Here is a 22497-nt window from a genome sequence, read left to right on the forward strand (position 1 = left end):
ACAATCAATGACTTATGCAGGACTTGGCTGCGAAGCGCCCCGGTTGGCAGCAACGAACATCACACGTTTTGACGCTGGTCAGGAAGCCCCGTGCGCGGCTAAGCTTGGCTCCAACACTTCATATCACCCGGACGAATAGGCTATCGACGACATGGACAGTTACGGCGAGCCGCTCAAGCGATTCGTTGAGCACGCAAGCACCTATGACGGTTCTCTAGATCAGTTTTGGTCCTTAAAGGACGAATTTGGAATCTTTGCTTCGAGTGGCTTCCCTGCTTTATGGGTTAACGGTCACCTGGCGGAGATGCTCCGCAAGCCGGCCGACGCGGGCCTTTGGTTCTGGCCGCAATTCGACATCCAGCAGATCAATGGACTGACCATTGCGGTGCGTGTCATCGGCGACCAGCAACCGTTTCAAAGCAGCTCCGAGGCGGCCATGTACGTGCCAATCGGCCCGCAGAGCCTCCACTGCGACCTGTACCATCTACCGCCCCATGCGAACGATGTATTCGATCCCAAGCTCCGACTGGAACCAGCAGGCCGGGTCACGGCGCGACCGGGAGAGATTCTTCTGGCCGAGCCAGACATGGTGTACGACTTCCAGGCCGGCGCCGGCGATTCCCCTGTGGTCGCCGTCGTACTGACCACGCCATTTGCATTACGCCTCAAGTGGATATTCGACCGAAACACCATGAAGGCCCTGTGGGCCACCGACGCCGATGTCATCGACATGCAATTGCGCGCTGCATCCGACGTGTTGGGAAACCTGCGAGATCCATCCTCACTTGAGGTTTTGGAATGGCTGAGTACCCACCGCCATCATGCCGTGCGCTGGAGCGCCATTCAAAATGTCGCCCGGATCAAGGCGAGTTCCGCGCGGCCTCTCCTCAAACGCGCTCTCGACGATCCCCATCCCTTAGTGCAGGCCGCTGCCGCCAAGACGCTGCAGAAGCTCGACGCAGATTCTTAGGAGTCCAGCATGGCCCTGACTATACCCTGCCAGAATACGAACGTTGTCAGCCTCGGCGACTTTATCGAACACGTCTCTTCGACTGTCGATTGCAAAGACCCGGAAAGCGTCGCTTCCGTTGCACCCATGCTACGCGCCTTGGCCAATGACCGCCACCTAGTTCTGTTAGCCCTGCACCAGCAGATGCGAGACCTGTTCTCCAACCAGCGGGTGCCCACCACACAGGTGGTTGTGCTCGGTGGCGGCATGGATTTCTACGTGCGAGCGGATATTTGGCCAGCCGCCGAAGCTGCCGGATCGCCGACATATCGAGAACAAGCCGCTATTTACAATTGCGGCACAGGGCAAAGCTTTCCCTGTCTCATGACCGGCCATTTCGGACCGGGCCTGATCAACGACCTTTACGCTTACGATCCGGCCGCGATCATCGGCTACCCAGGCGAGCCGGTCCCGCTCACCTTCGTTGAGCGGGTGCGACTGAGTGTCGACCAAGCGGTCATGTTCCTGCCCCACGGCGAGGTAGTCCATCGTTTGCCGCCCGAAAAGCTCAGCATCAGTGTGGCACTCATGATCCTCCACGAAATCGGCGACCAACACATGGTCGATATGAAAACCGCTACCTTGCGCGATTATGCGCCCGAGCTGCCAAGTTCTCGCCGATCGGCAATGCTGCGTCTGGCGGGCTTGATCGGTGACGGCAATACGCAGCAGCTTCTCGACGACCTGATCGTGGCCAGTCCATGTCCGCGTACGCGCCTGGCAGCCTACGAAGCCCTATCCAAGCTCGTGCCTGAACGGACCACGGCTTTGTGGGAACGTGCGTCCGGCGATACCGACGCCCTTGTTAGCCATCTGGCCAGCCATAAGATTTCGGGCCTCACTAACGGATGAGTAGTAGTGAGCCATATGTGCTGTCGGAAGACGTCACCGCCACATGGCGATTTGGCGGCGCCGAGCTTGACGAAGGCTCGCGCGAGCTGAGGGTCGGCGGCGAACTGGTAGAGATCGAGCCGCGGCCGCTCGATCTGCTTATTCTCCTATTACGGCATGCCGGGAATGTCGTCTCCACCGAAGAGATCATCGCGACTGCCTGGTCGGGCCGAATCGTCAATGACGCCCGTCACCAACGTGACGAACGCCATCAGCAAGTTGCGCAAGCTGCTGAAGGACGACAGCCGAGAAATCATCACGACGGTGTCCAAGATCGGCTACCGCTTTTCGGCCAAGGTGGAACGGCGTAGCCGGCCGCGCCGCATCCAGAATTCGGCACTCAAGCTGGGCGATGTGGTACCCGGCCGGCCGCATTGGCGCTTGACCGAGCATCTGGATAGCGGCGGTTATGGGGATTCCTGGATCGCGACCAATTCCAAAACGCGCGAGCAGCACGTCTTCAAGTTCTGTGCGGACGCCGAGCGGCTCAGGGCACTCAAGCGTGAATCCACTCTGTTTCGTGTTTTGCGGGAAACCCTTGCCGATCGGGCGCCGGTACCGGCTCTACTCGAATGGCAATTTGAAACCCCGCCTTACTATACCGAGGCCGAACGCTGGGGCCAGGACATGCGATCCTGGGCAGCGCAAAGGGGTGGCTTGCAGAACATCCCGCTCGACACCCGCCTGCAGGTGCTAGTGCTTGCCGCCGAGGCGGTGACAGCTGTCCATGCGGTCGGTGTGTTGCATAATGACCTCAAGCCTCAAAACATCCTGGTACTGGACGAAGCTGAAAGGATCCAGGTGCGCCTGTGTGATTTTGGCACCGGCCTGCTGCTGGACACTGCCGGGCCGGAGGCCTTGAGCGTTACCCGTCTTGGTTTTACCCGTACCGTAGCCAATGCAGGTACTCCGACCTACATGGCTCCGGAGCTTCAGTTCGGTGGCACTCCGAGCGTGCAATCCGACATCTATTCTCTTGGCGTCATGCTTTATCAATTGACGATCGGGGAAATGCGGCCCCTGGCCTTTGGCTGGGAAGCCGACGTGGCGGATGAGCTTTTACGCGACGACATCGCCGCGACCATTCACCGCGATCCGGAGCGCCGCCTGTCATCGGCACTACTGCTCGCGCAACGGCTACGCTCGATTCCTGAGCGGCGCGAGCAATTGGAGCGCGAACGCCAAGCCCAGGTCCGAAACGCCGCCCTCAAACAAGCTTTGGAACGAACGCGCGCGCGACGGCCGTGGATGATTGCTGCCGCCGGGGTGCTGCTCCTTGCTGCCGCCGTCAGCTGGAGTCTGATGCTGCAGGCCCGGCATGCCGCCGCCGCAGCCGCCGAAAGTGCCCGCATCGCCACAGAGAACGAACAGATCGCGCGGGCCGTCGCCGATTTCCTGGGCAAGGATCTCGTCCGCCAAGCCAGTCCCGACTACGGTGGACACGTTGATGTAACGCTGAAAAAGGCGGTGCTGGAGAGCATCCAGGAAATCTCGCCCAAGCTTTCCAACAGCGCGCCGGTCGCCGCGGCGCTCGACCAGTCGCTTGCCGACTCGCTTTCGACCCTGAGTGATCCGGTCGAAGCTGCGCAGCTGGCGCACCGGGCAGCGGAACTTTATTCTCGGCTTTACGGCCCAGTCGATCGCCGTACTCTGTCGGCCAGAGTCGACGAGTTCACCTACCGGCTGCTCACAGAGCCGCAGGCAAAACTCGCCCCCGAGTTCCGACCGCTGGATGAAACCCTACGCCATACTCTCCCGGAATCGGATCTTGTAGCGCTCAAAGCGGCTTTGATACGTGCGCGTCTGGCTTCGATGGAAGCGCGGGATGAAGAAGCGCTGCCCATACTCGAAGCAGCACTCGCGCATTATCCTCCGCAACCCAACCCTGAAGAATTGCGCTGGCTTGACCAGACCCGCCTGACCTATATCAAAAGCCTGATCCTGAACGGTCGCTCCGCCGCCGCTCAGGATCAGGCCACGAAACTGATGCCCCATATTGAAAATGCCTACGGCGTTAACAGTCGCATCGCTCTCGACCTGCACCGCACCTTGGGACACGGTTACGCGAATGAATTCGGATCGAGTCATAATTTCCCAGCGGCTGAGGCAGAGTTTCACATTGCAGTCACGGGACTAACTACCTTGTACGGCGTAGACAGCACCGAAGTAGACTTCGGGCTGCAGGATTTGGGCGACCTTTACATACAAACGCGCCGGTGGACTGACGCGGTCCAAACCGAGCGTCGGGTGCTTTCGGATTTCAGCGCCCACTATGGACCAGCCAGCCTCTGGACTTGGCGCGCCCGCCTTCAGTTGACAAGATCCCTGTCAGGCCTGGCCGAAACCAATGCTGCGTACACCAAGTCCGCTGTCGAAATGGCAGAAGAAACGATCCGTCTAGCACGACAGACCTTGCCCAGGGATGATTATATGTATCGCAGGGCGTTGCTCCTCGGCGCCTATGAGCTGGTTGCGGCGAAGCACGATCCGGAAGTGGGCCAGATTATCGACGAGGTGAGCGGCATGCTCGCTCAATTACCTCTTGGACCGGTCGAGCACGTGATCATCGCCGGTCAACTCGACTACTTGCGCGGCCTATTTGCCGAGCGCAAGCGGGACAGGTCGTCGGCAATCACCTATTTCGGCGCTGTGGTGAAGGAGTTGTCGCCTCTCGGTCCTGATGCTCCGGAAGTGCAGGATGCCAAACATCGGCAGATATCTCTGCGGTATATAACTTCAGCGGATAAAAATACGCCTGATGAATGACGATATTTGAAGGGCTCGGAGCTTTCCCTACAGCGAGAAATCCTTGTCGCCTTCGGCCAGCAGCAGGGCCAGCAGGGCCTTGTCGTGGGCGGAGAGGGCGTCGTAGTAGGCCAGGTAGATGTCGTTGGTGGCCTGCTGCGCCTGGATCAGTTCGACGATGCTGATGGCGCCGCGCTGGTAGGCGTACTTCGTGTCCACCAGGGTTTGATCGGTTTCGCGCAGGATGCTGCCGCGGTAGGCGGCGAGCGCCTTCGCTGCCGCGGTGTACTGGGCGTAGGCGCTGATGACGTCGGTGCGGGCCTGGAGCTGGGCCACGCGCAGCTGCAGCTGGGCCTGCGACAGCGCGGCCTCGGCCTGGGTCAGTTCGCCGTGCTGGAGCCTGGAGAACGGGATCGGCACGGTGACGGTGGCGCCGAGAGCGTCGTTGCGGGCGCTTTCCGGGGGGAAGGACTGGCCGGTCTTGTCCAGCACACCGGGATCGGAATAGATGGCGCGGGTGTGGGTGTAGGTAAGATTGAGACCAAGGTCGACCCAGCGGTTGGCCTTGGCCAGGCCGAGGTTGTCGGCGGCGACGTCCACCGCCTTCTGCGCGGCGAGGACGTCGCTGCGGTTCTTCATCGCCGCATCGAGGGCCTGGCTCAGGTCGAAGTTGCGCGGCGGCGCGTCCAGCTCGCCCACCGGGGGGCGGCCCTGGAGTCCGCCGCCGGCGAACTGCGACAGCGTGGCGTCGGCCACCTTGACGTCCGACTCGGCGGAGAGCGATTCGCCGAGGAACTGGTCGCGCGCGACGCGCGCCTGGGACAGCTCGAGCTGGCCGATGTCGCCGTCCTTGTAGCGGATCTCGTCGAGGGCGACCAGTTCCTCGAAGCCCTTGAGGGTGTCCTGCTTGCGCTGCACCACCAGCCGCGCCTTGAGGCTGTCGACGAAGGCGTTGGTGGCGGTGGCCTTGAGCTGGCGCAGGAAGTCGTCGAGGCTGGCCTGGGTCTGCTTCAGGGTGTCCCTGGCCAGGGCGATGCGCGCGCCGCGCTTGCCGCCCAGCTCCATGGTCCAGCCCAGGCCGAAGGTCGGCGAGGTGGGATAGGCGCGGTGAGTCGGGCCATAGACCTCGGTGGAGGCGATGCCGGCGGTGACGGTCGGGTCCGGGAACAGGCGGGCGATGGAGATGCCGGCCTCGGCGATGGTGACGTTGTACTTCTGCGTGGCGTAGTCGAGGTTGGCGCGCAGCACCTCGGCCAGGTATTCGTCGTACTTGACCGGGGCCGCGTCAACGACGGCCGCACTGTCCTGTGCCGCGGCGTGGATGCTGAGCAGCGCCAGCGCCGCCGCCAGCAGGCGCGTCTTGATGGCGTTCATTCGCCCTCCGCTATGACCGCATCGAGGGTGCGGTCGGTGCTGGGCGGGCGCTCCTTCAGGCGGCGCCGGGTCCAGGTCTCGATCCAGAAATAAAGCGTCGGCAGCAACAGCAGGGTCAATGCGGTGGCGGTGAGCAGGCCGCCGATGATGACCGTGGCCAGGGGGCGCTGCACGTCGCTGCCGAGGCTGTGCGAGAGCGCAGCCGGCAGCAGGCCAACGATGGCCACCACCGCCGTCATCAGCACCGGGCGGAAGCGCTCGCGCGCGCCCTTGAGCACCGCCTGCAACAGCGAAGTATCGAGGTCGCGCCAGCGGTTGAGGTTGGCGACCATGATGATGGCGTTCTGGATCGCCACGCCGAACAGGGCGACGAAGCCGACGGCGCTGGAAACGTTGAGGGTCATGCCGCGCAGCTGGATGGCGAGGAAGCCGCCGATGGCGGCCAGCGGCACCGCCAGCATGATCAGCAGCGGGTGGCGCAGGGTGCCGAAGGCGCTGTACAGCAGCACCAGCATCAGGCCCAGGGTGATGGGGACGATCAGGAACAGGCGCTTCTGGGCGCGCTGCTCGTTCTCGTACTGGCCGCCCCAGGCCAGGTGGTAGGCGCGGTGGTCGTACTGCACCTGCTTTTCCAGCGTCGCCCTCGCCTCGTCGACGAAGCCGCCGAGGTCGCGGCCGCGCAGGTTGAGGGTGACGGTGAGGTGGCGGCGGCCCATCTCGCGGGTGATGACGCTCTCGCCGGAGCGCACTTCGATGTGGGCGATCTGCGACAGCGAGACGTGGGCGCCGTTCGGCGAGACCAGCTGCAGCTCGCCGAGCTTCTGCGGATCGTCGCGGACGGCGCCGCGGAAGCGCACCACGATGTCGTAGACGCGCTCGCCGACGTAGATCTGGGTGAGCGCGGCGCCGCTGACGCCGCTGCCGATGAGGTTGGAGATATCGTCGGCGTTGAGGCCATAGCGCGCCGCCGCCTGGCGGTCGAGAGAGATGCGCAGCTGCGGCGACGGCGGCTCCTGGTCGATGCTGACGTCGGCGGCGCCGGGGATGGTCTTGAGCGTGTCGGACACCGCGCCGGCGATGCGGCGCAGCTCCTCGAAGTCCTGGCCGAAGACCTTCACCACCAGCTGGCTGTGGGCGCCCGCGATCTGGTCGTAGATGCCGTCGATCATGGGCTGGGTGAAGCCGACGTCGAAGCCGGGCATCCGCTTGTAGCGGGCGGCCATTCTCTCGATCAGCGCGGCCTTGCTGATGCCGGATTTCCACTCGGCGTAGGGGCGCAGGGCCACGGCGCACTCGATGTGCGAGGGGGTGAAGGAGTCGGTGCCGTCGTCGTTGCGGCCGACCTGGGTCATGACGTGGCTGACTTCGGGAAACTCCAGGGTGGCCTGGCGCAGCTCGCCGGCCATCTCGGCGGCCTTCTGCAGGGACACGCTCTGCGGCAGCGAGACCTGGAGCCAGATCGAGCCCTCGTCCAGTTCCGGCAGGAAGTCGCGGCCGGTGGTGAAGCCGAGCAGGGCCGCGCCAGCCAGGGCCACCGCCGCCACGCCGACGGCGAGGCCGGTGCGGTGGATGAAGATCAGCAGGAAATGCCGGTAGCGGTAGCTGGCGCGCTCGACCAGGCGGTTGCGGAACACGCGGTGCGGGCGGTGGTAAGCAGCGTAGGCCAGGCCCGGCACCAGGCACAGCGCCACCAGCAGGGCGCCGAGCAGGGAGAAGCCGAGGGCGTAGGCCATCGGCGAGAACAGGCGGTACTCGATGCCTTCGAAGAAGAACAGCGGCAGGTAGGCGGTGATGATGATCAGCACGGCGAAGAACACCGGGCGGCCGACCTGGATGGCGGCGGCGTAGGAATCGCGCAGGGTCAGGATGCGCCCTTCCGCTTCCTCGCGGTGGCGCAGCATGTTCTCCAGCATGACGATGGCGCCGTCGACCAGGATGCCGAAGTCGGCCGAGCCCAGGGAGAGCATGTTCACCGGCACGCGCAGCTGGTGCATCATCATGAAGGCGAACAGCAGCGACAGCGGGATGGTCAGCGCCACGATGGCCGCGGCGCGCGGGCTGCCGAGGAACAGCAGCAGCACCACGCCGACCAGCAGCAGGCCCTCGCCGAGGGTCAGCGCCACGGTACGCTCGGTGGCGTGGATCAGGGTGCTGCGGTCGAGGAAGGGCACGATCTTCACGTCCGGCGGCAAGCCGCTGGCGTTGAGTTCGTCGACCGCGGCATGCAGGGCCTTGAGGGTGGCGGATTCGTTCTGGTGCTTGAGCAGCAGCACGATGCCCTCGATGTGATCGGGCTGGCGGTCCATGCCGAGGATGCCGTGGCGTTCGAGGTTGCCGAGGGTGACGGTACCGAGGTCGCCGATGCGCACCGGCACCCCGCCCTTGCTGCTGCTGACGACGACGTTGCCGAGGTCCTGCAGGTTCTGCACCAGGCCGACGCCGCGCACCACGAAGCCCTGCTCGCCGCGGTTGACCACGCTGCCGCCGGCATTGCTGTTGTTGGCCTTGATGGCGGCGGTGACCTGGGACAGGGTCAGGCCGTACTCGACCATGCGCGCCGGGTCGAGCAGCAGCTGGTACTGCGTGGTGATGCCGCCGAAATTGGTCAGATCGACCACGCCCGGCACCTGCTTGATGCGCGGGATCACGGTCCAGAATTGCAGCTCGGACAGCTCGCGCAGGCTGCGCGTCGGGGATTCCAGGGTGTAGCGGTAGATCTCGCCGGTGGGGCTGCTCAGGGGATCGAGCGTCGGTACCGCGCTGTACGGCAGAGGCAGCCCGCTGAGCTGCTCGCGCAGGCGCGTGCGGCCCCAGTAGTCCTCCACCCCGTCCTTGAACTCGACCGCGATCAGCGACAGGGCGAAGGTGCTCTCCGAGCGCGTCACTTCCACGCCGGGGGTGTTGGCGATGGCCCGCTCGATCGGGATGGTGATCTGCTGCTCCACGTCCTCGGCCGCCAGGCCCGGCACCTTGGTGATGATCTGGGCGCTGGTGTTGGCGATGTCCGGATAGGCTTCCAGCGGCATCTGGCGGAAGGAGATGCAGCCGTAGACCGCGACGAACAGGAATACCGCCCAGACGATGGTCCTGCGGTGCAGGCACAGCGCGATGATGCGCTCAATCATTGAGCAGCACGCCCTGGCGCACGACGATGCGCTCACCGCCGTCCAGCCCCTTGAGAATCTCGGTGGAGGCGCCGTCCTGCGGTCCGGTGAGCACCGGTCGCGCCTCGAACTTCCACGGCTGCGATTCGACGAAGACCACGGTCCGGTCGCCGCTCTGGATCAGGGCGGTGGTCGGCACCAGCACCGCCTCGTGCGGCTGGCCCTGGAACTCGAGATTGGCGAACATGCCGGGCTTGAGGCGATCCTCGCGGTTGTCGTAGGCGACGCGGACCTTGATGGTGCGGGTGTCGGCATCGAGCTGGTCGGCGACGAACTGCACCTTGCCCTGGAAGGTCTCGCCGGGGAAGGACTGCACGGTGGCGCTGACCGCCTCGCCGGGGCGCACCCGGTCGAGATCCTTCTCCTGCACGCTGGCGGTGAACCAGATGGTGGAGGCGTCGGACACGGTGAGCAAGGCCGCCGTGTTGTCGTTGGCATAGGTGCCGGGGACGAGGTTGAGCATGGAGATGCGGCCGGCCAGCGGCGAGCGCACGGTCAGCTCGCGCGAGGAGGCGCCCTCGCCGTCCCCTTCCATCGGAACGCCCATGACGCGGAACACGGTGGCCGCGCGCTCGTACTCGCTCTGCGCGCCCTCGTAGTCGGCCTGGGCCTGCTCCAGGTCTTTCTGCGCGGCGATGTGGTGCTCGGCGAGGTCCTGCTGGCGGTCGAGGGTCTTCCTGGTCTGGGTCAGGGCGATGCGGGCGTGGCGCAGGTCGGAGCGCGCCGCGGCCAGGTCGGCGGAGGCGATGCTGAACAGGGGCTGCCCGGCCTTGACCGTATCGCCCAGGTGCACATAGAGGGTGCTGATGCGGCCTGACACCGGCGGCAGGATGTTGGCGACCTTGGCCGGGTCGGCTTCCAGCGTGGCCGGTGCCTGCAAGGGGGTCTGCGCCAGCTGTTTCTGCGCCGGGGCGATGGCCAGGACCTGGCGCAGGGCCGATTTCTCCGGCACCACAATCAGCTCGCCCTCGCGCACATGGGTGGCCTCGGCCGCGGCGTCGCCGCCGGCGGCATCCCGGCCGTGGCAGGCGCTCAGCCAGCCGGCCAGCAGGACGCAGCAGATTCTCCCGCAATATCCCATGTACGCCTCTCCCAAGGCCCCCGCGTCGATGATCATCGACGGCGTGTAAAAGCGGTAAGTATTTGTTCGCCAGCATGACAGCATGAGGTCGAATGATCAGCCCCCGCGATCGCGGGGCGTTCCGGCATGCTGAAAGGGCCGCTGCGAAAGCCGGCCGGCTGGCGCATCAGAGAAAAATTTTCGCACCCCCGCACGCTGCGGAAAGCCGAAGCATGCGTTGTGGCCGATCAACTGCTTAGGCAGGAATCCTCAAGTGTTACCGCAGTTGCCGCAAGGCCGGTGCTGCACTGCGGGGACTTGGAAGGCGCTTGCCGGCCATGCTAAAGATGGCGCGCGTTTCCGGCAGGCCCAGGAGCTTCCATGCGACCTTCAGATACGGCGATCACGCCGCAGCGGCTGAATCTGCTCCGGCAGATCCGCGATGCGAAAGCCGACAGCAAAGCCACGCCCCCGCTCTATCTCGACGACCTCAACGCCTTCGCGCGGCTGCGGCTGGTGCAGTTCGACCGGGATGGAAATCTCGCGCTGACGGAAAGCGCTTCGCGCATCCTCGCGTCCTAGCGCGTCGCCGTCCGCACCGGACGGTAAGCATTCTTTTTGCTCGCGAGGGGCGGGCACCCCTTTTGCGCAGAGCGGCGGGCGGTCTACCATAGGCCGCCGGCGAGCCTTTCCGTCGACCGGCAGTAATCATAATTACTCCGGCCGTTGAGCCGGAGGGCCGAGGAGCCATGTCCGAATCTGCGCCGCAACTGCATCAGGATGATTTGCCGCTGCAACGCCTGTGGCGTTGGGAAACGGAACGCGCCGGGGAAATCTATCTGACGCAGCCCCTGGGCGGCGGCGCGGTGCGCGACTTCAGCTGGGCCGACGCGGTCGAGCAGGCGCGGCGCATGGCGACGCACCTGCAATCCTTCGGCTGGGAACCCGGCACGCGGGTGGCGATCCTCTCCAAGAACTGCGCCTGGTGGCTGCTGGCGGACTACGCCATCTGGATGGCGGGCTACGTCAGCGTGCCGATCTACCCGACGCTGACCGCCGCCTCGGTGCGGCAGATCCTGGAACACTCCGGGGCGCGGGCCTGCTTCATCGGCAAGCTGGACGCCTGGGACACCATGGCGCCGGGCATCCCGGAGCAGGTGCTGCATATCGCCTTCCCGCTGGCGCCCACGATCGACTGCCCGCAGTGGGAAGACATCGTCGCCAGGACCTTGCCGATGCAGGGCCGCCCGGTGCGCGGCGCCGGCGACCTGGCCACCATCATCTATACCTCCGGCACCACCGGCATGCCCAAGGGGGTGATGCACACCTTCGGCAGCATCGCCATCTCGATCAAGACCATCGGCGATTACTTCGGCTGCAATGCTCAGGACCGGGTGATTTCCTACCTGCCGCTGGCGCATGTGGCGGAGCGGGTGCTGGTGGAGGCGATGTCGCTGCGCTACGGCTGCCATGTGTTTTTCTCGGAGAGCCTGGAGACGTTCGCCGCGGACCTGCAACGGGCGCGGCCGACGGTGTTCGGCTCGGTGCCGCGGCTGTGGACCAAGTTCCAGCAGGGCGTGTTCGCGAAGAAGCCGAAGGAGCAGCTCGACCGGCTGTTCCGCATTCCCCTGTTCGGCCGGCTGGTGAAGAAGCAGATCCTGAAGCAGCTGGGCATGGATGCGGTGCGCTACGCCTGTACCGGCGCCGCGCCGCTGCCGCCGGACATCGTGCGCTGGTTCCGCGGCCTGGGGCTGGAGATGCTGGAGATCTACGGCATGACCGAGAACTTCGCCCTCGCCCACTGCGCGCGCGTTGGCCGCAGCAGCCCCGGCACGGTGGGTTATGCCTGGCCGGGCGTGGAGGCGAAATTCTCCGACATCGGCGAAATCCTGGTGAAGACGCCCGGCGCGATGCTCGGCTACTACAAGGACGAGGAGAAGACCCGCGAGGCCTTCACCGAGGACGGGTTCCTGCGCACCGGCGACGTCGGCGAACTGGACAGCGAGGGCCGCCTGCGCATCACCGGGCGGGCCAAGGAGCAGTTCAAGACCAGCAAGGGCAAATACGTGGCGCCGGCGCCGATCGAGAACCGGCTCGGCACCCATCCGAAGGTGGAGGCCTGCTGCGTCACCGGCGTTGCCTTCCCGCAGCCCTTCGCCCTGCTGATGCTGAGCCAGGCGGAATGGGAGCGCTGCCGCGAGGCGCAGGCGCGCGCGGAGCTGACGCAGTCGCTGCGGGAGCACCTGGACCGCGTCAACGCCCAGCTCGATCCGCACGAGCAGATGGATTTCGTGGCGGTGGTGCCGGAACAGTGGACGGTGGACAACGGCTTCATCACGCCCACCTTCAAGGTGAAGCGTCCGGTGATCGAGAAGCACTACGGCGAGCATTTCGAACGCTGGGCCAGCCACAAGCAGGCGGTGATCTGGCAGTAAGCGAACGCGGCATCCAAGGAGGCAGACGCATGAATACCGTCACCCGTCCCGTCGCTCAAGCCGACACATCCCGCAGCGCGCCGGCCTGGGCGCAGCGCATGCGCCGCATCAACGACTGGCTGCTGCACGATGCCCTCGGCGGTCCACGGCCTCTGAAGTTTTCCTGGATCATCAATTTCCAGAAGGGCGGCACCTTCTTCTTCCTCGGTTTCCTGATGTGGTTCTACGCGGGGCGCACGCCCGCGGCCACTTCGACGGCTGCCTGGATCTATCTGGCGCTGCACGGCAGCTACGGCCTGACCTGGCTGCTCAAGGACCTGAACTTTCCCGATCCGAACTGGCAGGTGCGCATCACCGTGCCCAGCAGCCTCTATGCCTTGTTCGGGCTGGGGCTGTACTGGAGCTTCGGCTGGCTGCTGATCTCCGGGACGGCGCAGCCGCATTACCCCTTGCCGGACGCGGCCTGGTACTGCGTGTGCATTTCGCTGTGCTACTTCGGCTGCGCCATCATGGTGGCCGCCGATGCGCAGAAGTTCTACACGCTGCAGGTCAAGCGCGGGCTGATCACGGATGGTGTGTACCGGTACATCCGCCATCCCAACTACCTTGGCGAGATGATGATCTACGGCGCTTTCGCCATGCTGGTCTGGCACTGGTTCCCGGTGGTGGTGCTGGCTTATTTCTGGAGCGCCCTGTTCGCGGTGAACATGGTGATGAAGGAAGCCAGCATGTCGCGCTACCCGGAGTGGGCGGCCTACAAAAAAAACAGTTGGTGGCTGGTGCCGGGCTTGCTATAAAGGAGTCCCCACCGATGCGCCCACGCCATGATCGACAAGCCTTACTTCTGGTATCCCGCGCACTGCGTGCAGATCGTGTTCTGGCTGGCGGCGCTGTGGCTGCTCTGCTCCGGCCATGACAAGCATTGGGTGGTGTCGCTGGCCACCACCATGCTGATCAGCCATATCGTGGAATTGCCCTTCGTCTTCCGCATGCTGAGAAGCCGCAATCCCTCGGCCTCGCGCGTGATTCCGCTGACCATCCTGTTCGGCCTGACCTGGTTCGTGCCGGCGCGGCGCGGGGTGTTTCCGGCCAACTGAGGGCACGCAGCCGGCTGCGATGGCTGCACCATAATTGCACGGCAGCGCCTCCCTGCCTGCATCCGCGACCCGCACCATTGCCGCATCGATGCAATCGCGGAGCGGATCATGCCCTTCACCCTGTCGCACCCTGCCGCGGTGTTGCCGTTGCGGCGTTTCTGTCCGCGCCTGGATTTCGTCGGGCTGCTCGTCGGCAGCATCGTTCCGGATATCGGCTATTACATCCCCGGGCTGGCCGCGCACCGGGAGACGCACAGCCTGGCCGGCATCGTCTTCCCCGGCCTGCCGGTCGGCCTGATCCTGCTGGCCTCGCTGCATTGGCTGAGGCAGCCACTGTGTTTTGTGCTGCCGCAACCGCATCGGGCTGCCCTCACCCCGTTGGCGGCAAACCGCCGCCGTTGGCCCGGCCTGGCCAGCCTCGGCATTGCCGCGGCCTCGGTGTTGCTGGGCGCCTGGACGCATATCGCCTGGGACGGTTTCACCCATCGCGGCCGCTGGGGGCCGCAGCACCTGGCTTTTTTCAACGATCCGGCGCTGTTCATCGGCGGCCAGGCGATTCCGCTTTACGAATGGCTGCAATGGCTGAGCAGCGTCGCCGGCGGCCTGATCCTGATATGGGCTTACCGTTCCTGGCTGTGCCGGCAGGCACTGCCGGAGGAGTCGGACAGCAAGGAGGAGCGCTGGCGCCAATTCCTGCTCGGCGGCCTGGGCGTGGTTGCGCTGGGCGGGAGCCTGCCCTTTGCCTGGAATGCGGCGGCGGCCTTTCACGGCGCTACGGCTCGGACGGCGTTCCTGTTCCAGCTATGGGTGCATTTCGCAACGTTCTATGCCGGCCTGCTGGCGCTCGGTTCGACACTGCTGTTCCGGCTGAAGCACCGGCGGCGTCCGCAGCCTTGAATTGCCGGTCGGCTGTCGCTCATTCTTCCAGCTGGTAGTTTTCCTGCTCCCAGCCGCGGCGCCAGGCCACGGCCTTCTGGTTCCACTCTTCCGTGGACTCGCCGGTGCTGAAGGGCATGTTGCGCGCCTTGTAGTACGGGTTGGCGACCATGTGCTCGCCGCGCACCCGGGCGTGGGCGCCTTGCTGCTGGATCTCCAGGGCATCCATCACGAACCTTCTCCACAAACAGGTAGCTGACGCTTTTCTCCAAGCAGGTTTCTTGCCAGCCCCTCCCTCCCCTAGGGTTCGCGCAGCCGGTGGCTGTCCCCGGCACCCAGGTCGAGGCCGTAGACGCGCTTCAGGTCGGCGATCTTCTCCAGCGTGGAGGGTTTGAACGGAGCCTTGTTCTCCAGCGCATGCAGGGCGATGCCTTCGAGCAGGTCGCCGAGGGACATGTCCAGATATTCGGCCAGGCCCTTGAGCACCTTGAGCAGGCGCTTTTCCAGGCGTACGCCGGTCTGGATGCGCTCGACCTCGCGGGGCTGCGGCTGCTTGGGGGATTTGGCGGAGGGCATGACGGATTCCGGGGCGGCAGGACGGCTCGAAGGATGGCATGGGTTGCGGATGATTTTATCATTTGGTACATTGGTACATATACACCAACTACACGGGGCCACGCCCATGCCATCATTTCTTGCGAAATGGAAAAATGCGGCTCTCGTCCTGTGCCTCGGCTTGTGGAGTCCCTGCGCCATGTCCAATACTCCCGCCAGCCGGGTCGGCAGCTTTCACCTCGATGCGCCGCTGGCGCAGGTCTTCCCCCTGTTCACGGCGGAAGGCGAGCGCGCCTGGGCGGCCGGCTGGGAACCCGAGATGCTGAGCGGCGCCGAAGCGCGCGGCAGCAGCTTCCGTACCCGCGGCCACGACGACCGCGAGACCACCTGGATCGTCATCGACTACCGCCCCGAGGACGGCCGGGTCAGTTATGCCCGGCTGGCGCAGGATTCGAACATCGGGCTGGTGGATGTGGTGTGCAGCGCGGCGGCTTCCGGCGGCACCGATGTCCGGGTGCGCTACACCTTGACCGGTTTGGGGGCGCCGGGACGGAAGTTCGTGCGGGGGTTTCTCGAGGAGGATCATTACCGCGCGATGATGGAGGAATGGCGCAGCGCGACCAGCGCGGCGCTGGCCAGGAAACACGCCGGCGAAGGCGGTTGAGGCTAAGGAACGCCGAAACCGCATGGTAGGGGAAGCGTGGGTTATCCCGTCCTAGCTGCAAGCGCCGCAACAGCGGCGCACATCCAGGACCGCCCACATGCTTTCCCCCTCGAAACGCTTTGCGCCGATTCTCGCCGGCATCCTCGCCATGGGCATCGGCGCGGCGACAGCGCAGGCCGCGGATACGGCCAAGCCGAAAATCGCCGTCTTCTCCGGCCCCACCGCCACCATCCAGAACAACAAGCCGCTGATCACCAGCAACAAGGCGCGCGAGCAGTACGGCCTGCCCCTGCTCAAGGACAAGTGGGGCAAGACCATGACGGACTGGCCGCGCTACCAGCGGCTGGCCGCGCCGGTCACGGTCTATGTCGAGATGTATACCGCGCACCCGCTGGAAGCGGATGTGAAGGAGCTTTACGCGCCGCCGGATGGTTACGTCGACGCCAAGGGCGCGTTCTCCAAGGAGCGCAAGAACTCCACCGACAAGCCGGTCTACGCGGTGACGCTCAAGCCCGAGGACGGGCTGTATGCACTGCCCTACATGGGGCGCCAGGCCAACGGCCAGGCCTGGGAGGGCCAGGCGACGCATCCTGGGGCGCCGTTCTCGGAAGCGCGCCAGACCTTCGTGCCGAACGCTTCGCGCATCTTCGAGGAGATCGAGCGCAACGGCGGCGAGATCAATGCCAAGGCGGACTACGATTTCTACCGCGCGGTGCCGGCCGGCGGCTACACCAAGGGCCTGCCCGCGGCGCAGCGTACCGACACCGGCAGCGGCGACATCGCGCCCGAGAAGCTCGGCGTCGACTTCTTCAGCTATGGGCCCTATGCCGCTTCGCCGCCGCGCACCATGCTCGCCCGCTCGGTGAACTTCGTGCAGAAGGCGCTGGCCAGCGGGCAGTATGCCGGCGCTCTCTGGCTGGAAGGCAGTCCCTCGGTGGAGGACAGCGCCTACTGGCTGAACATCATGGTCGATACGACGCTGCCGATCGCGGCCAACTCGGCACATCGCAACCGCGGCCTGGTCAGCGCCGACGGCGACGGCAACATCCTCGACTCCATCGACTACATCCTGTCGAAGGTATGGGCGGACGACGGCGGCAAAAATCGCCTGGGCGCGGTGATGGTGCAGGACGAGGTGATCTTCTCCGCGCGCGAAGTGGAAAAGGGCGACGCGCATCCGGGCGGCTACGTCAATACCGGCGGCTATGGCGGCATCCTCGGCTCGATGACCGCCGGCCCCTATGTCACCAATGTACCGACGCGGAAGCACACCTGGAATTCGGATGTGCGTGTGACGCAGCTGCCCGGCCATATGGACGGCCTGCTGCGGCAGAACGCCGCGTTCAGGACGGTGCCGGTGGAGATCAAGAACGCCGCCGGCGAACTGCTGCCTGCGGCAATCCCCAAGGTGGTGATGCTCAAGGGCGATGTCTGGTACGACGATACCGGCGAGCCCGACCCGGCCGCCGAGAAGGGCATCGCCGCCAGCATCGACATGCTGCTGGGCAAATACCCGCTGGCGGGCATCGTCGGCGAAGGCCTGGCGCCCTACTCCACCATGTCCGGCTCGCAGGACAAGGCACTGGAGAAGGCGGTGCTGAGCGGCCTGCCGGTGGTGAAGACGGCGCGCGGCGACGCGCGCGGCCTGGTCAAGGTGAACCCGGACAACCTGTTCATCGAGGGCAACAACCTGACCACCACCAAGGCGCGGCTGCTGCTGACGGCGGCGATCATGAAGTTCGGCCCGTATCCGCACGCGGCGGACCCGGAGCATGCCACGCCCGCCGAGATCGCCGCCATCAAGAAACGGGTGGCGCTTTACCAGGACGTGTTCCAGACACACTGAGGGAAGTCATTTCACCCCTGCACAAGCAAGAGCCCGGCAATGCCGGGCTCTTGCTTGACGCGCTTGCGATTTATTTCTTGGCGTCGATTTCCTGGTAGTACGCCATCAGGATCTTCGCCACTTCCGGTCTTGAGAATTCCGGCGGCGGGGCGATGCCCTGCCCCAGCATCTGGCGCACCTTGGTGCCGGACAGATTGATGAAGTCTTCCGGGGTATGGTCCGGGGCTTCGCGCATCATCACGACGCGGTCCAGCTTCTTGCTGTAGGCGGTGTTGTCGGCGCGGAAGATTTCGATCAGCAGGGCGTCCTTGGGGACGCTGGTGTCGAAGATGGTCTGGGCGTCGAAGGGGCCGTAGTAGTCGCCGACGCCGGCATGGTCGCGGCCGACGATGAAGTAGTTGGCGCCCATGTTCTGGCGGAAGATGGCATGCAGCACGGCTTCGCGCGGGCCGGCGTAGAGCATGTCGAAACCGTAACCGGCGATCATCACGGTGTTGGCCGGGAAGTACAGCTCGACCATCTTGCGGATGCAGGCGTCGCGCACCGGGGCGGGGATATCGCCTTCCTTGAGCTTGCCCAGCAGCATGTGGATGACGATGCCGTCGGCGCCGAGGCGGTCGTGGGCCATGCGGCACAGCTCTTCATGGGCGCGGTGCATGGGGTTGCGGGTCTGGAAGGCGACGACCTTCTTCCAGCCGCGCTCCTGGATTTCGTTGCGGATTTCGACGGCGGTACGGAAGGTATCCGGGAAGTCGGTCTGGAAGTAGCTGAAGTTCAGCACCTGGATGGGGCCGGACAGCAGGGTGTCGCCGAGCTTGGTGAAGGTGGCGACGCCGGGATGCTTGGGATCGAGGTTGCCGAAGATGTGTTTGGCCACGAACTCGATCTGCTCGGGGCTGATGCTTTCCACCGCCTGCACGTCCATCACGGCCAGGACCGGGTGGCCTTCGACGTTAGGGTCCCTGAGGGCGATGCGGCTGCCGGCCTTGATGCCCTTTTCCCTGGTCAGGTTGACGATGGGGACGGGCCAGAACAGGCCGCCGGTGGTCTTCAGGTGCTCGGCCACGGACAGGGTGTCGGCCAGGTTCATGTAGCCGGGCAGCGGGTTGAAGTAGCCGGCGCCGAGCATGACGGCGTTGGCGGCGGCGGCGGAGTTGAGCAGCAGGCTGGGCAGGCTCTCGGCTTCCTTCATCAGGGCCTGGTGCTTCTGCGTGTCGTAGACAAACAGCGGCTTCAACTCGGTGCTGCCGTGCGGCTTGATCATGGGACTGTCCGTAGCGTGATGATTGGGGAAATTGGAAGAAACTGAGTTCAGGCGGGCAGGATGCCGCGCTGCTGCAGCAGGTCGAGGAGGGCCTTGACCTCGTCCTGCAGGCTCATCCGGTCGGTGTGCAGCACCAGCTCGGGCTTTTCCGGGGCTTCGTAGGGATCGTCGATGCCGGTGAAGTTCTTGATCAGGCCGGCGCGGGCTTTCTTGTAGAGGCCCTTGGGGTCGCGCTTTTCGGCTTCGGCCAGGGGCACTTCGACGTAGACCTCGATGAAGGCCATGCCGGCGTCCTCGTGCAGCTTGCGCACCAGGTCGCGGTCGGCGCGGTAGGGGCTGACGAAGCTGGACAGGACGATGACGCCGGTATCGACGAACAGTTTGGCGATTTCGCCGATGCGGCGGATGTTTTCGGCGCGGTCCTCGGCGGAGAAGCCGAGGTTCTTGTTGATGCCGAGGCGCACGTTGTCGCCGTCCAGGCGGTAGGAGAGCTTGCCCTGGGCGTGCAGGACTTTCTCCAGCGCCACCGCCACGGTGCTCTTGCCGGAACCGGACAGGCCGGTGAACCAGATGGTGGCGCCGTTGTGGCCGAGCAGCGCGGCGCGGTCGGCGCGGGTCACTTCGCCGTCGTGCCAGGTGACGTTGGTGGCTTTCTGCTCGGTCATGTCCTTGATGCGTCCCGTTCGTTGTTGATGGTGGATGGGCGGTGGAGCGGCGGCACAGACTGGCGGCTGCCTGTGACACGGCCTGGTCGGTTGAGCCGGATTTTCCTCGGATGCTCCGCGCACTGTCTCATCTTGCCCATGGCCGCGACGGCGCTCATCCCCAATACGGACTAGCGCCTCCCCGGTCCGGGGTGGCTATTTTGACATGAGCGGCGGGGATCCGTGGCCCGCCTCAGGCAGCGGCGAGCAGTGCCCCCACCCGCTCGGCGATGGCCAGGGAGGCGGTCAGGCCGGGCGATTCGATGCCGAACAGGTTGACCAGGCCCGGCACGCCGTGGCTTTGCGGGCCGTCAAGGCGGAAGTCCGCGGCCGGCGCGCCGGGGCCGGCCAGCTTGGGACGGATGCCGGCGTAGCCGGGCAACAGCTGCCCCGGACGCAGGCCCGGCCAGTAGTCGAGGATCGCCTGGTGGAAGGCGGCGGCGCGGGCGGGATCGACGGCGTAGTCGAAGGGTTGTCCCGGCTCCAGCCATTCGACGTCCGGGCCGAAGCGGGCCTGGCCGGCCAGGTCCAGGGTGAGGTGCACACCGAGGCCGCCGGGCTGCGGCAGCGGGTAGACCAGGCGGGAAAACGGGGGACGGCCGTCCAGGGTGAAGTAGCTGCCCTTGGCGAAGTGCTCCGCCGGCACCTGGAGGGTCGGGAAACCTTCGATGGCGCGTGCCAGCGCCGGGGCGTGCAGGCCGGCGGCGTTGACCGCGCGGCGGGCCAGCAGCAAGGGCTCCGGGTCATCGTTGATGCAGATCTGGATGCCGTTGCGAACGAGGCGCATGGCGGTGACAGCGCTGGAGGTGGCGAGGATGGCGCCATGCGCTTCGGCATCGCCGAGCAGGGACAACAGGTAGGCGTGGGAGTCGATGATGCCGGTGGACGGCGACAGCAGGGCGGCGACGCAATGCAGGGCGGGTTCCAGGGCCTGCGCTTCCGCGCGTTCCAGGAGGCGCAGGTCGTTCACGCCGTTGTCGATCGCACGCCGTTCCAGGACTTCCAGTTCGCCGCGCTGCGCTTCATGGGTGGCGACGATCAGCTTGCCGCAGCGGCGGTGGGCGATGCCGCGCTGCTGGCACCAGGTGTAGAGCAGGTCGCGCCCGCGCAGGCAGAGCCGGGCCTTGAGCGAACCCGGGGCGTAGTAGAGGCCGGCGTGGATCACCTCGCTGTTGCGCGAGCTGGTTTCCATGCCGATGGCGCGATGGCGCTCGATGATCAGCGGTTCCAGCCCGGCCAGGGCCAGTTGCCGCGCCACGGCGAGGCCCACCACCCCGGCGCCGATGACGACGCAATCGACTGTGTCCATGCGCCTCCGCTGTAGATCGGATCAGGGCGCAGTGTAGGGGGTGCTCGCGAGCCGCGCTTGCGGCGAATTTACTTGACCGGCACGGCGGGAGTCTTGTGGATGGCCTGCATGGCCTGCTTGCGCCGCGTGAGGCAGTCGCGGCAATAGCTGCGGAACTTGTCGACCTTGGCGCCGAACAAGGGCAAGGGCCGGTGACGGCGACAGGAGGAACACCAGAATTCGGTGGTCATGGTGGCGCGCGCTTGTGAATTCAGTACAGGAAAAAGAAAGCTGCGGCGCGCTTCGCTGAGCGCGCCGCAGCGAAATGACCAGAAGCTGTGGGGGCAATACCAGCTCTGGCGCTGCGGGGAGAAACCTGAATCCTGTCGTCGCGTTTCAACTCGGTGCTCATCGGCATCCTGTCTGCCGAAAAACAAAATCGAAGCCAAAAAAAAACGTCCACGTTGGCGGCTGCATTGCCGTTCACGTGGACGTCGGTGTCCTGTGGGAAGCGGACTTCGTGGTCCGCTCCATGTCTTTACCAATCAAGCAATCAGCATGCCATGTTTGCCACGAGCGATCAGGAAGCGAGGAAACTGATCGGATAATTCGGATAGCTGAAGGGCGGCACCGGCTTGGCGCCGAAGTTGAGCGCACGCACGCGTGCCAGGATCTTCTGCTCCAGCTCGGCGTTGTTGAAACTGCTGGAGACGATGCTGCAACGGGTGACGGAGCCGTCCGGCGCGATCAGCAGGTCGAGCACGATCTTGCCGCTCTCCATTCCGGCGGTCTGGCGCGCGCTGCGGTTGTAGATCGAGACCATCGGTCCCTTGTTGCGGTCGAACACTTCCTGGATCTCCGCCAGGCTGCGCGTGGCACCGCGACCGTTGCCGCCCGCTCCACCGCCGCCACCGCCGGTGCCCGGAAAAGGGCTTTGCACACCGCCGGTGCGCCGTGTACCCAAACCGGTGCCGCCCTGCCCCGCGCTGACGCTGCCACCGGCGCCGATGCCGCCGCTGGTGGCGGCCGCACCGCCGGCCAGGCCGTTCGCGCTCAAGGCACCGGCGGTGTTGGCGCTGACGACGGAGGTCGACACCAGGCGCTGGCCGCCCAGGGTATTGATGGACTGGTTGCGCAGGCTGGCGAGCTGATCGCGCAGTTGCATCAGGCCGGCGTGCGCGACTTCGCGTGCGCTGGGCGCGGGCGCAGCTTGTTGCGCTTGGGCCGGGTGCGGCGCGGCGTGAGCGGGTTCGCCGTGCGGCGACGGCTTGCGCTCGGCACGGGCCACGATCTTCGGCTGCATCAACTGGACGTAGCGCTTCGGCGGCTGGGCCGGCTCGACTTTCTTTTCCGGCAGTTCCAGCCGCCACAGCGTGAACAGCAGGGCCAGTGCCAGCGTGGGTGCGGCAACGATGGTGCAGATGCGGCGGAATCTGCGGTCCGCCTCGTCGGCAAGTATCCAGCTATCCCAACGGATCGTATGCGCGGCCATGGTGCGTGTTCCTGTCCGGCTTGGCGCGTGGCG

The 22497-nt window shown here is 65.4% G+C and carries 21 protein-coding genes; 10 read left to right on the top strand and 11 right to left on the bottom strand.

Annotated features, from left to right (window positions below):
- The first annotated feature begins 151 nt into the window (after window positions 1–151).
- From BP26_RS0123315 to BP26_RS0123325, 3 genes are all read left to right on the top strand, one after another.
- Entirely contained in the window at window positions 152–970 is an 819-nt protein-coding gene (locus BP26_RS0123315) for a HEAT repeat domain-containing protein (RefSeq protein WP_029922952.1), read from the top strand.
- 9 nt (window positions 971–979) lie between these two features.
- Window positions 980–1861: a hypothetical protein gene (locus tag BP26_RS0123320; protein WP_029922953.1), complete on the top strand. Its 882-nt coding sequence runs from the start codon at window positions 980–982 to the stop codon at window positions 1859–1861.
- A 219-nt stretch (window positions 1862–2080) separates the two neighbouring features.
- Window positions 2081–4666 (top strand): protein kinase domain-containing protein, encoded by a 2586-nt coding sequence (locus BP26_RS0123325; protein ID WP_029922954.1) that lies wholly within the window; start codon window positions 2081–2083, stop codon window positions 4664–4666.
- Between the two features lie 27 nt (window positions 4667–4693).
- Here the strand turns inward: BP26_RS0123325 and BP26_RS27080 are convergent, their stop codons facing one another.
- From BP26_RS27080 to BP26_RS0123340, 3 genes are read right to left on the bottom strand one after another with little or no spacing between them, the layout of a single operon-like run.
- Window positions 4694–6019 carry a TolC family protein gene (locus BP26_RS27080; RefSeq protein WP_036517798.1) on the bottom strand — a complete coding sequence of 442 codons (1326 nt, stop codon included), beginning with the start codon at window positions 6017–6019 and terminating at the stop codon, window positions 4694–4696.
- Window positions 6016–9144, bottom strand: coding sequence for an efflux RND transporter permease subunit (locus BP26_RS0123335; protein ID WP_051749329.1), 3129 nt, complete (start codon window positions 9142–9144; stop codon window positions 6016–6018). The genes BP26_RS27080 and BP26_RS0123335 overlap by 4 nt, the downstream gene beginning before the upstream one ends.
- Window positions 9137–10264: an efflux RND transporter periplasmic adaptor subunit gene (locus tag BP26_RS0123340; RefSeq protein ID WP_051749330.1), complete on the bottom strand. Its 1128-nt coding sequence runs from the start codon at window positions 10262–10264 to the stop codon at window positions 9137–9139. Before BP26_RS0123340 ends, BP26_RS0123335 begins: the two co-directional genes overlap by 8 nt.
- A 360-nt stretch (window positions 10265–10624) precedes the next feature.
- On the opposite strand from BP26_RS0123340, the gene BP26_RS0123345 reads away from it, so the two are divergent.
- The 5 genes from BP26_RS0123345 (at window position 10625) to BP26_RS0123365 (ending at window position 14672) form a co-directional block, all read left to right on the top strand.
- A complete protein-coding gene (locus BP26_RS0123345; protein ID WP_029922957.1) occupies window positions 10625–10825 on the top strand; it encodes a hypothetical protein in 201 nt (66 codons plus the stop codon).
- Window positions 10826–10992: 167 nt separating this feature from the next.
- Window positions 10993–12678: an AMP-binding protein gene (locus BP26_RS0123350; protein WP_051749331.1), complete on the top strand. Its 1686-nt coding sequence runs from the start codon at window positions 10993–10995 to the stop codon at window positions 12676–12678.
- A gap of 29 nt (window positions 12679–12707) precedes the next feature.
- A complete protein-coding gene (locus tag BP26_RS0123355; protein WP_084183375.1) occupies window positions 12708–13475 on the top strand; it encodes a methyltransferase family protein in 768 nt (255 codons plus the stop codon).
- A gap of 27 nt (window positions 13476–13502) precedes the next feature.
- Window positions 13503–13775, top strand: a complete 273-nt coding sequence (locus BP26_RS0123360) for a hypothetical protein (protein ID WP_029922960.1) — start codon at window positions 13503–13505, stop codon at window positions 13773–13775.
- Between the two features lie 108 nt (window positions 13776–13883).
- Window positions 13884–14672, top strand: coding sequence for a DUF4184 family protein (locus BP26_RS0123365; RefSeq protein WP_029922961.1), 789 nt, complete (start codon window positions 13884–13886; stop codon window positions 14670–14672).
- Window positions 14673–14691: 19 nt separating this feature from the next.
- On the opposite strand, the gene BP26_RS0123370 is transcribed toward BP26_RS0123365, so the two are convergent.
- Both BP26_RS0123370 and BP26_RS0123375 read right to left on the bottom strand, forming a co-directional pair.
- Window positions 14692–14880, bottom strand: a complete 189-nt coding sequence (locus BP26_RS0123370) for a CrpP-related protein (RefSeq protein ID WP_029922962.1) — start codon at window positions 14878–14880, stop codon at window positions 14692–14694.
- Between the two features lie 71 nt (window positions 14881–14951).
- The gene (locus BP26_RS0123375) at window positions 14952–15227 is read right to left on the bottom strand and encodes a hypothetical protein (protein WP_051749332.1); all 276 of its coding nucleotides are present in this window, start codon (window positions 15225–15227) and stop codon (window positions 14952–14954) included.
- A 178-nt stretch (window positions 15228–15405) separates the two neighbouring features.
- Between BP26_RS0123375 and BP26_RS0123385 the strand changes: the two genes are divergently transcribed.
- Together BP26_RS0123385 and BP26_RS0123390 are read left to right on the top strand one after the other, a co-directional pair.
- The gene (locus tag BP26_RS0123385; protein WP_051749333.1) at window positions 15406–15870 is read left to right on the top strand and encodes an SRPBCC family protein; all 465 of its coding nucleotides are present in this window, start codon (window positions 15406–15408) and stop codon (window positions 15868–15870) included.
- A 97-nt stretch (window positions 15871–15967) separates the two neighbouring features.
- The gene (locus tag BP26_RS0123390) at window positions 15968–17716 is read left to right on the top strand and encodes an asparaginase domain-containing protein (RefSeq protein WP_051749334.1); all 1749 of its coding nucleotides are present in this window, start codon (window positions 15968–15970) and stop codon (window positions 17714–17716) included.
- 70 nt (window positions 17717–17786) lie between these two features.
- Here the strand turns inward: BP26_RS0123390 and sat are convergent, their stop codons facing one another.
- The 6 genes from sat to BP26_RS29885 all read right to left on the bottom strand — a co-directional run bounded on the left by sat (window position 17787) and on the right by BP26_RS29885 (window position 22464).
- Complete coding sequence (gene sat / locus BP26_RS0123395) at window positions 17787–18980, bottom strand: sulfate adenylyltransferase (protein ID WP_029922966.1); 1194 nt, start codon at window positions 18978–18980, stop codon at window positions 17787–17789.
- Window positions 18981–19027: 47 nt separating this feature from the next.
- A complete protein-coding gene (gene cysC / locus BP26_RS0123400) occupies window positions 19028–19645 on the bottom strand; it encodes an adenylyl-sulfate kinase (RefSeq protein ID WP_029922967.1) in 618 nt (205 codons plus the stop codon).
- 232 nt (window positions 19646–19877) lie between these two features.
- Window positions 19878–20993, bottom strand: a complete 1116-nt coding sequence (locus BP26_RS0123405) for an NAD(P)/FAD-dependent oxidoreductase (protein WP_029922968.1) — start codon at window positions 20991–20993, stop codon at window positions 19878–19880.
- A gap of 68 nt (window positions 20994–21061) precedes the next feature.
- Window positions 21062–21223, bottom strand: coding sequence for a hypothetical protein (locus tag BP26_RS29875; RefSeq protein WP_157572727.1), 162 nt, complete (start codon window positions 21221–21223; stop codon window positions 21062–21064).
- A 20-nt stretch (window positions 21224–21243) separates the two neighbouring features.
- Window positions 21244–21459: a hypothetical protein gene (locus BP26_RS29880; RefSeq protein WP_157572728.1), complete on the bottom strand. Its 216-nt coding sequence runs from the start codon at window positions 21457–21459 to the stop codon at window positions 21244–21246.
- A gap of 93 nt (window positions 21460–21552) precedes the next feature.
- Entirely contained in the window at window positions 21553–22464 is a 912-nt protein-coding gene (locus tag BP26_RS29885) for a TonB family protein (RefSeq protein WP_029922969.1), read from the bottom strand.
- Between the last annotated feature and the right edge of the window lie 33 nt (window positions 22465–22497).

It is taken from the genome of Nevskia soli DSM 19509, assembly GCF_000711955.1.
In the GTDB taxonomy this organism is placed as follows: Bacteria; Pseudomonadota; Gammaproteobacteria; order Nevskiales; family Nevskiaceae; genus Nevskia; species Nevskia soli.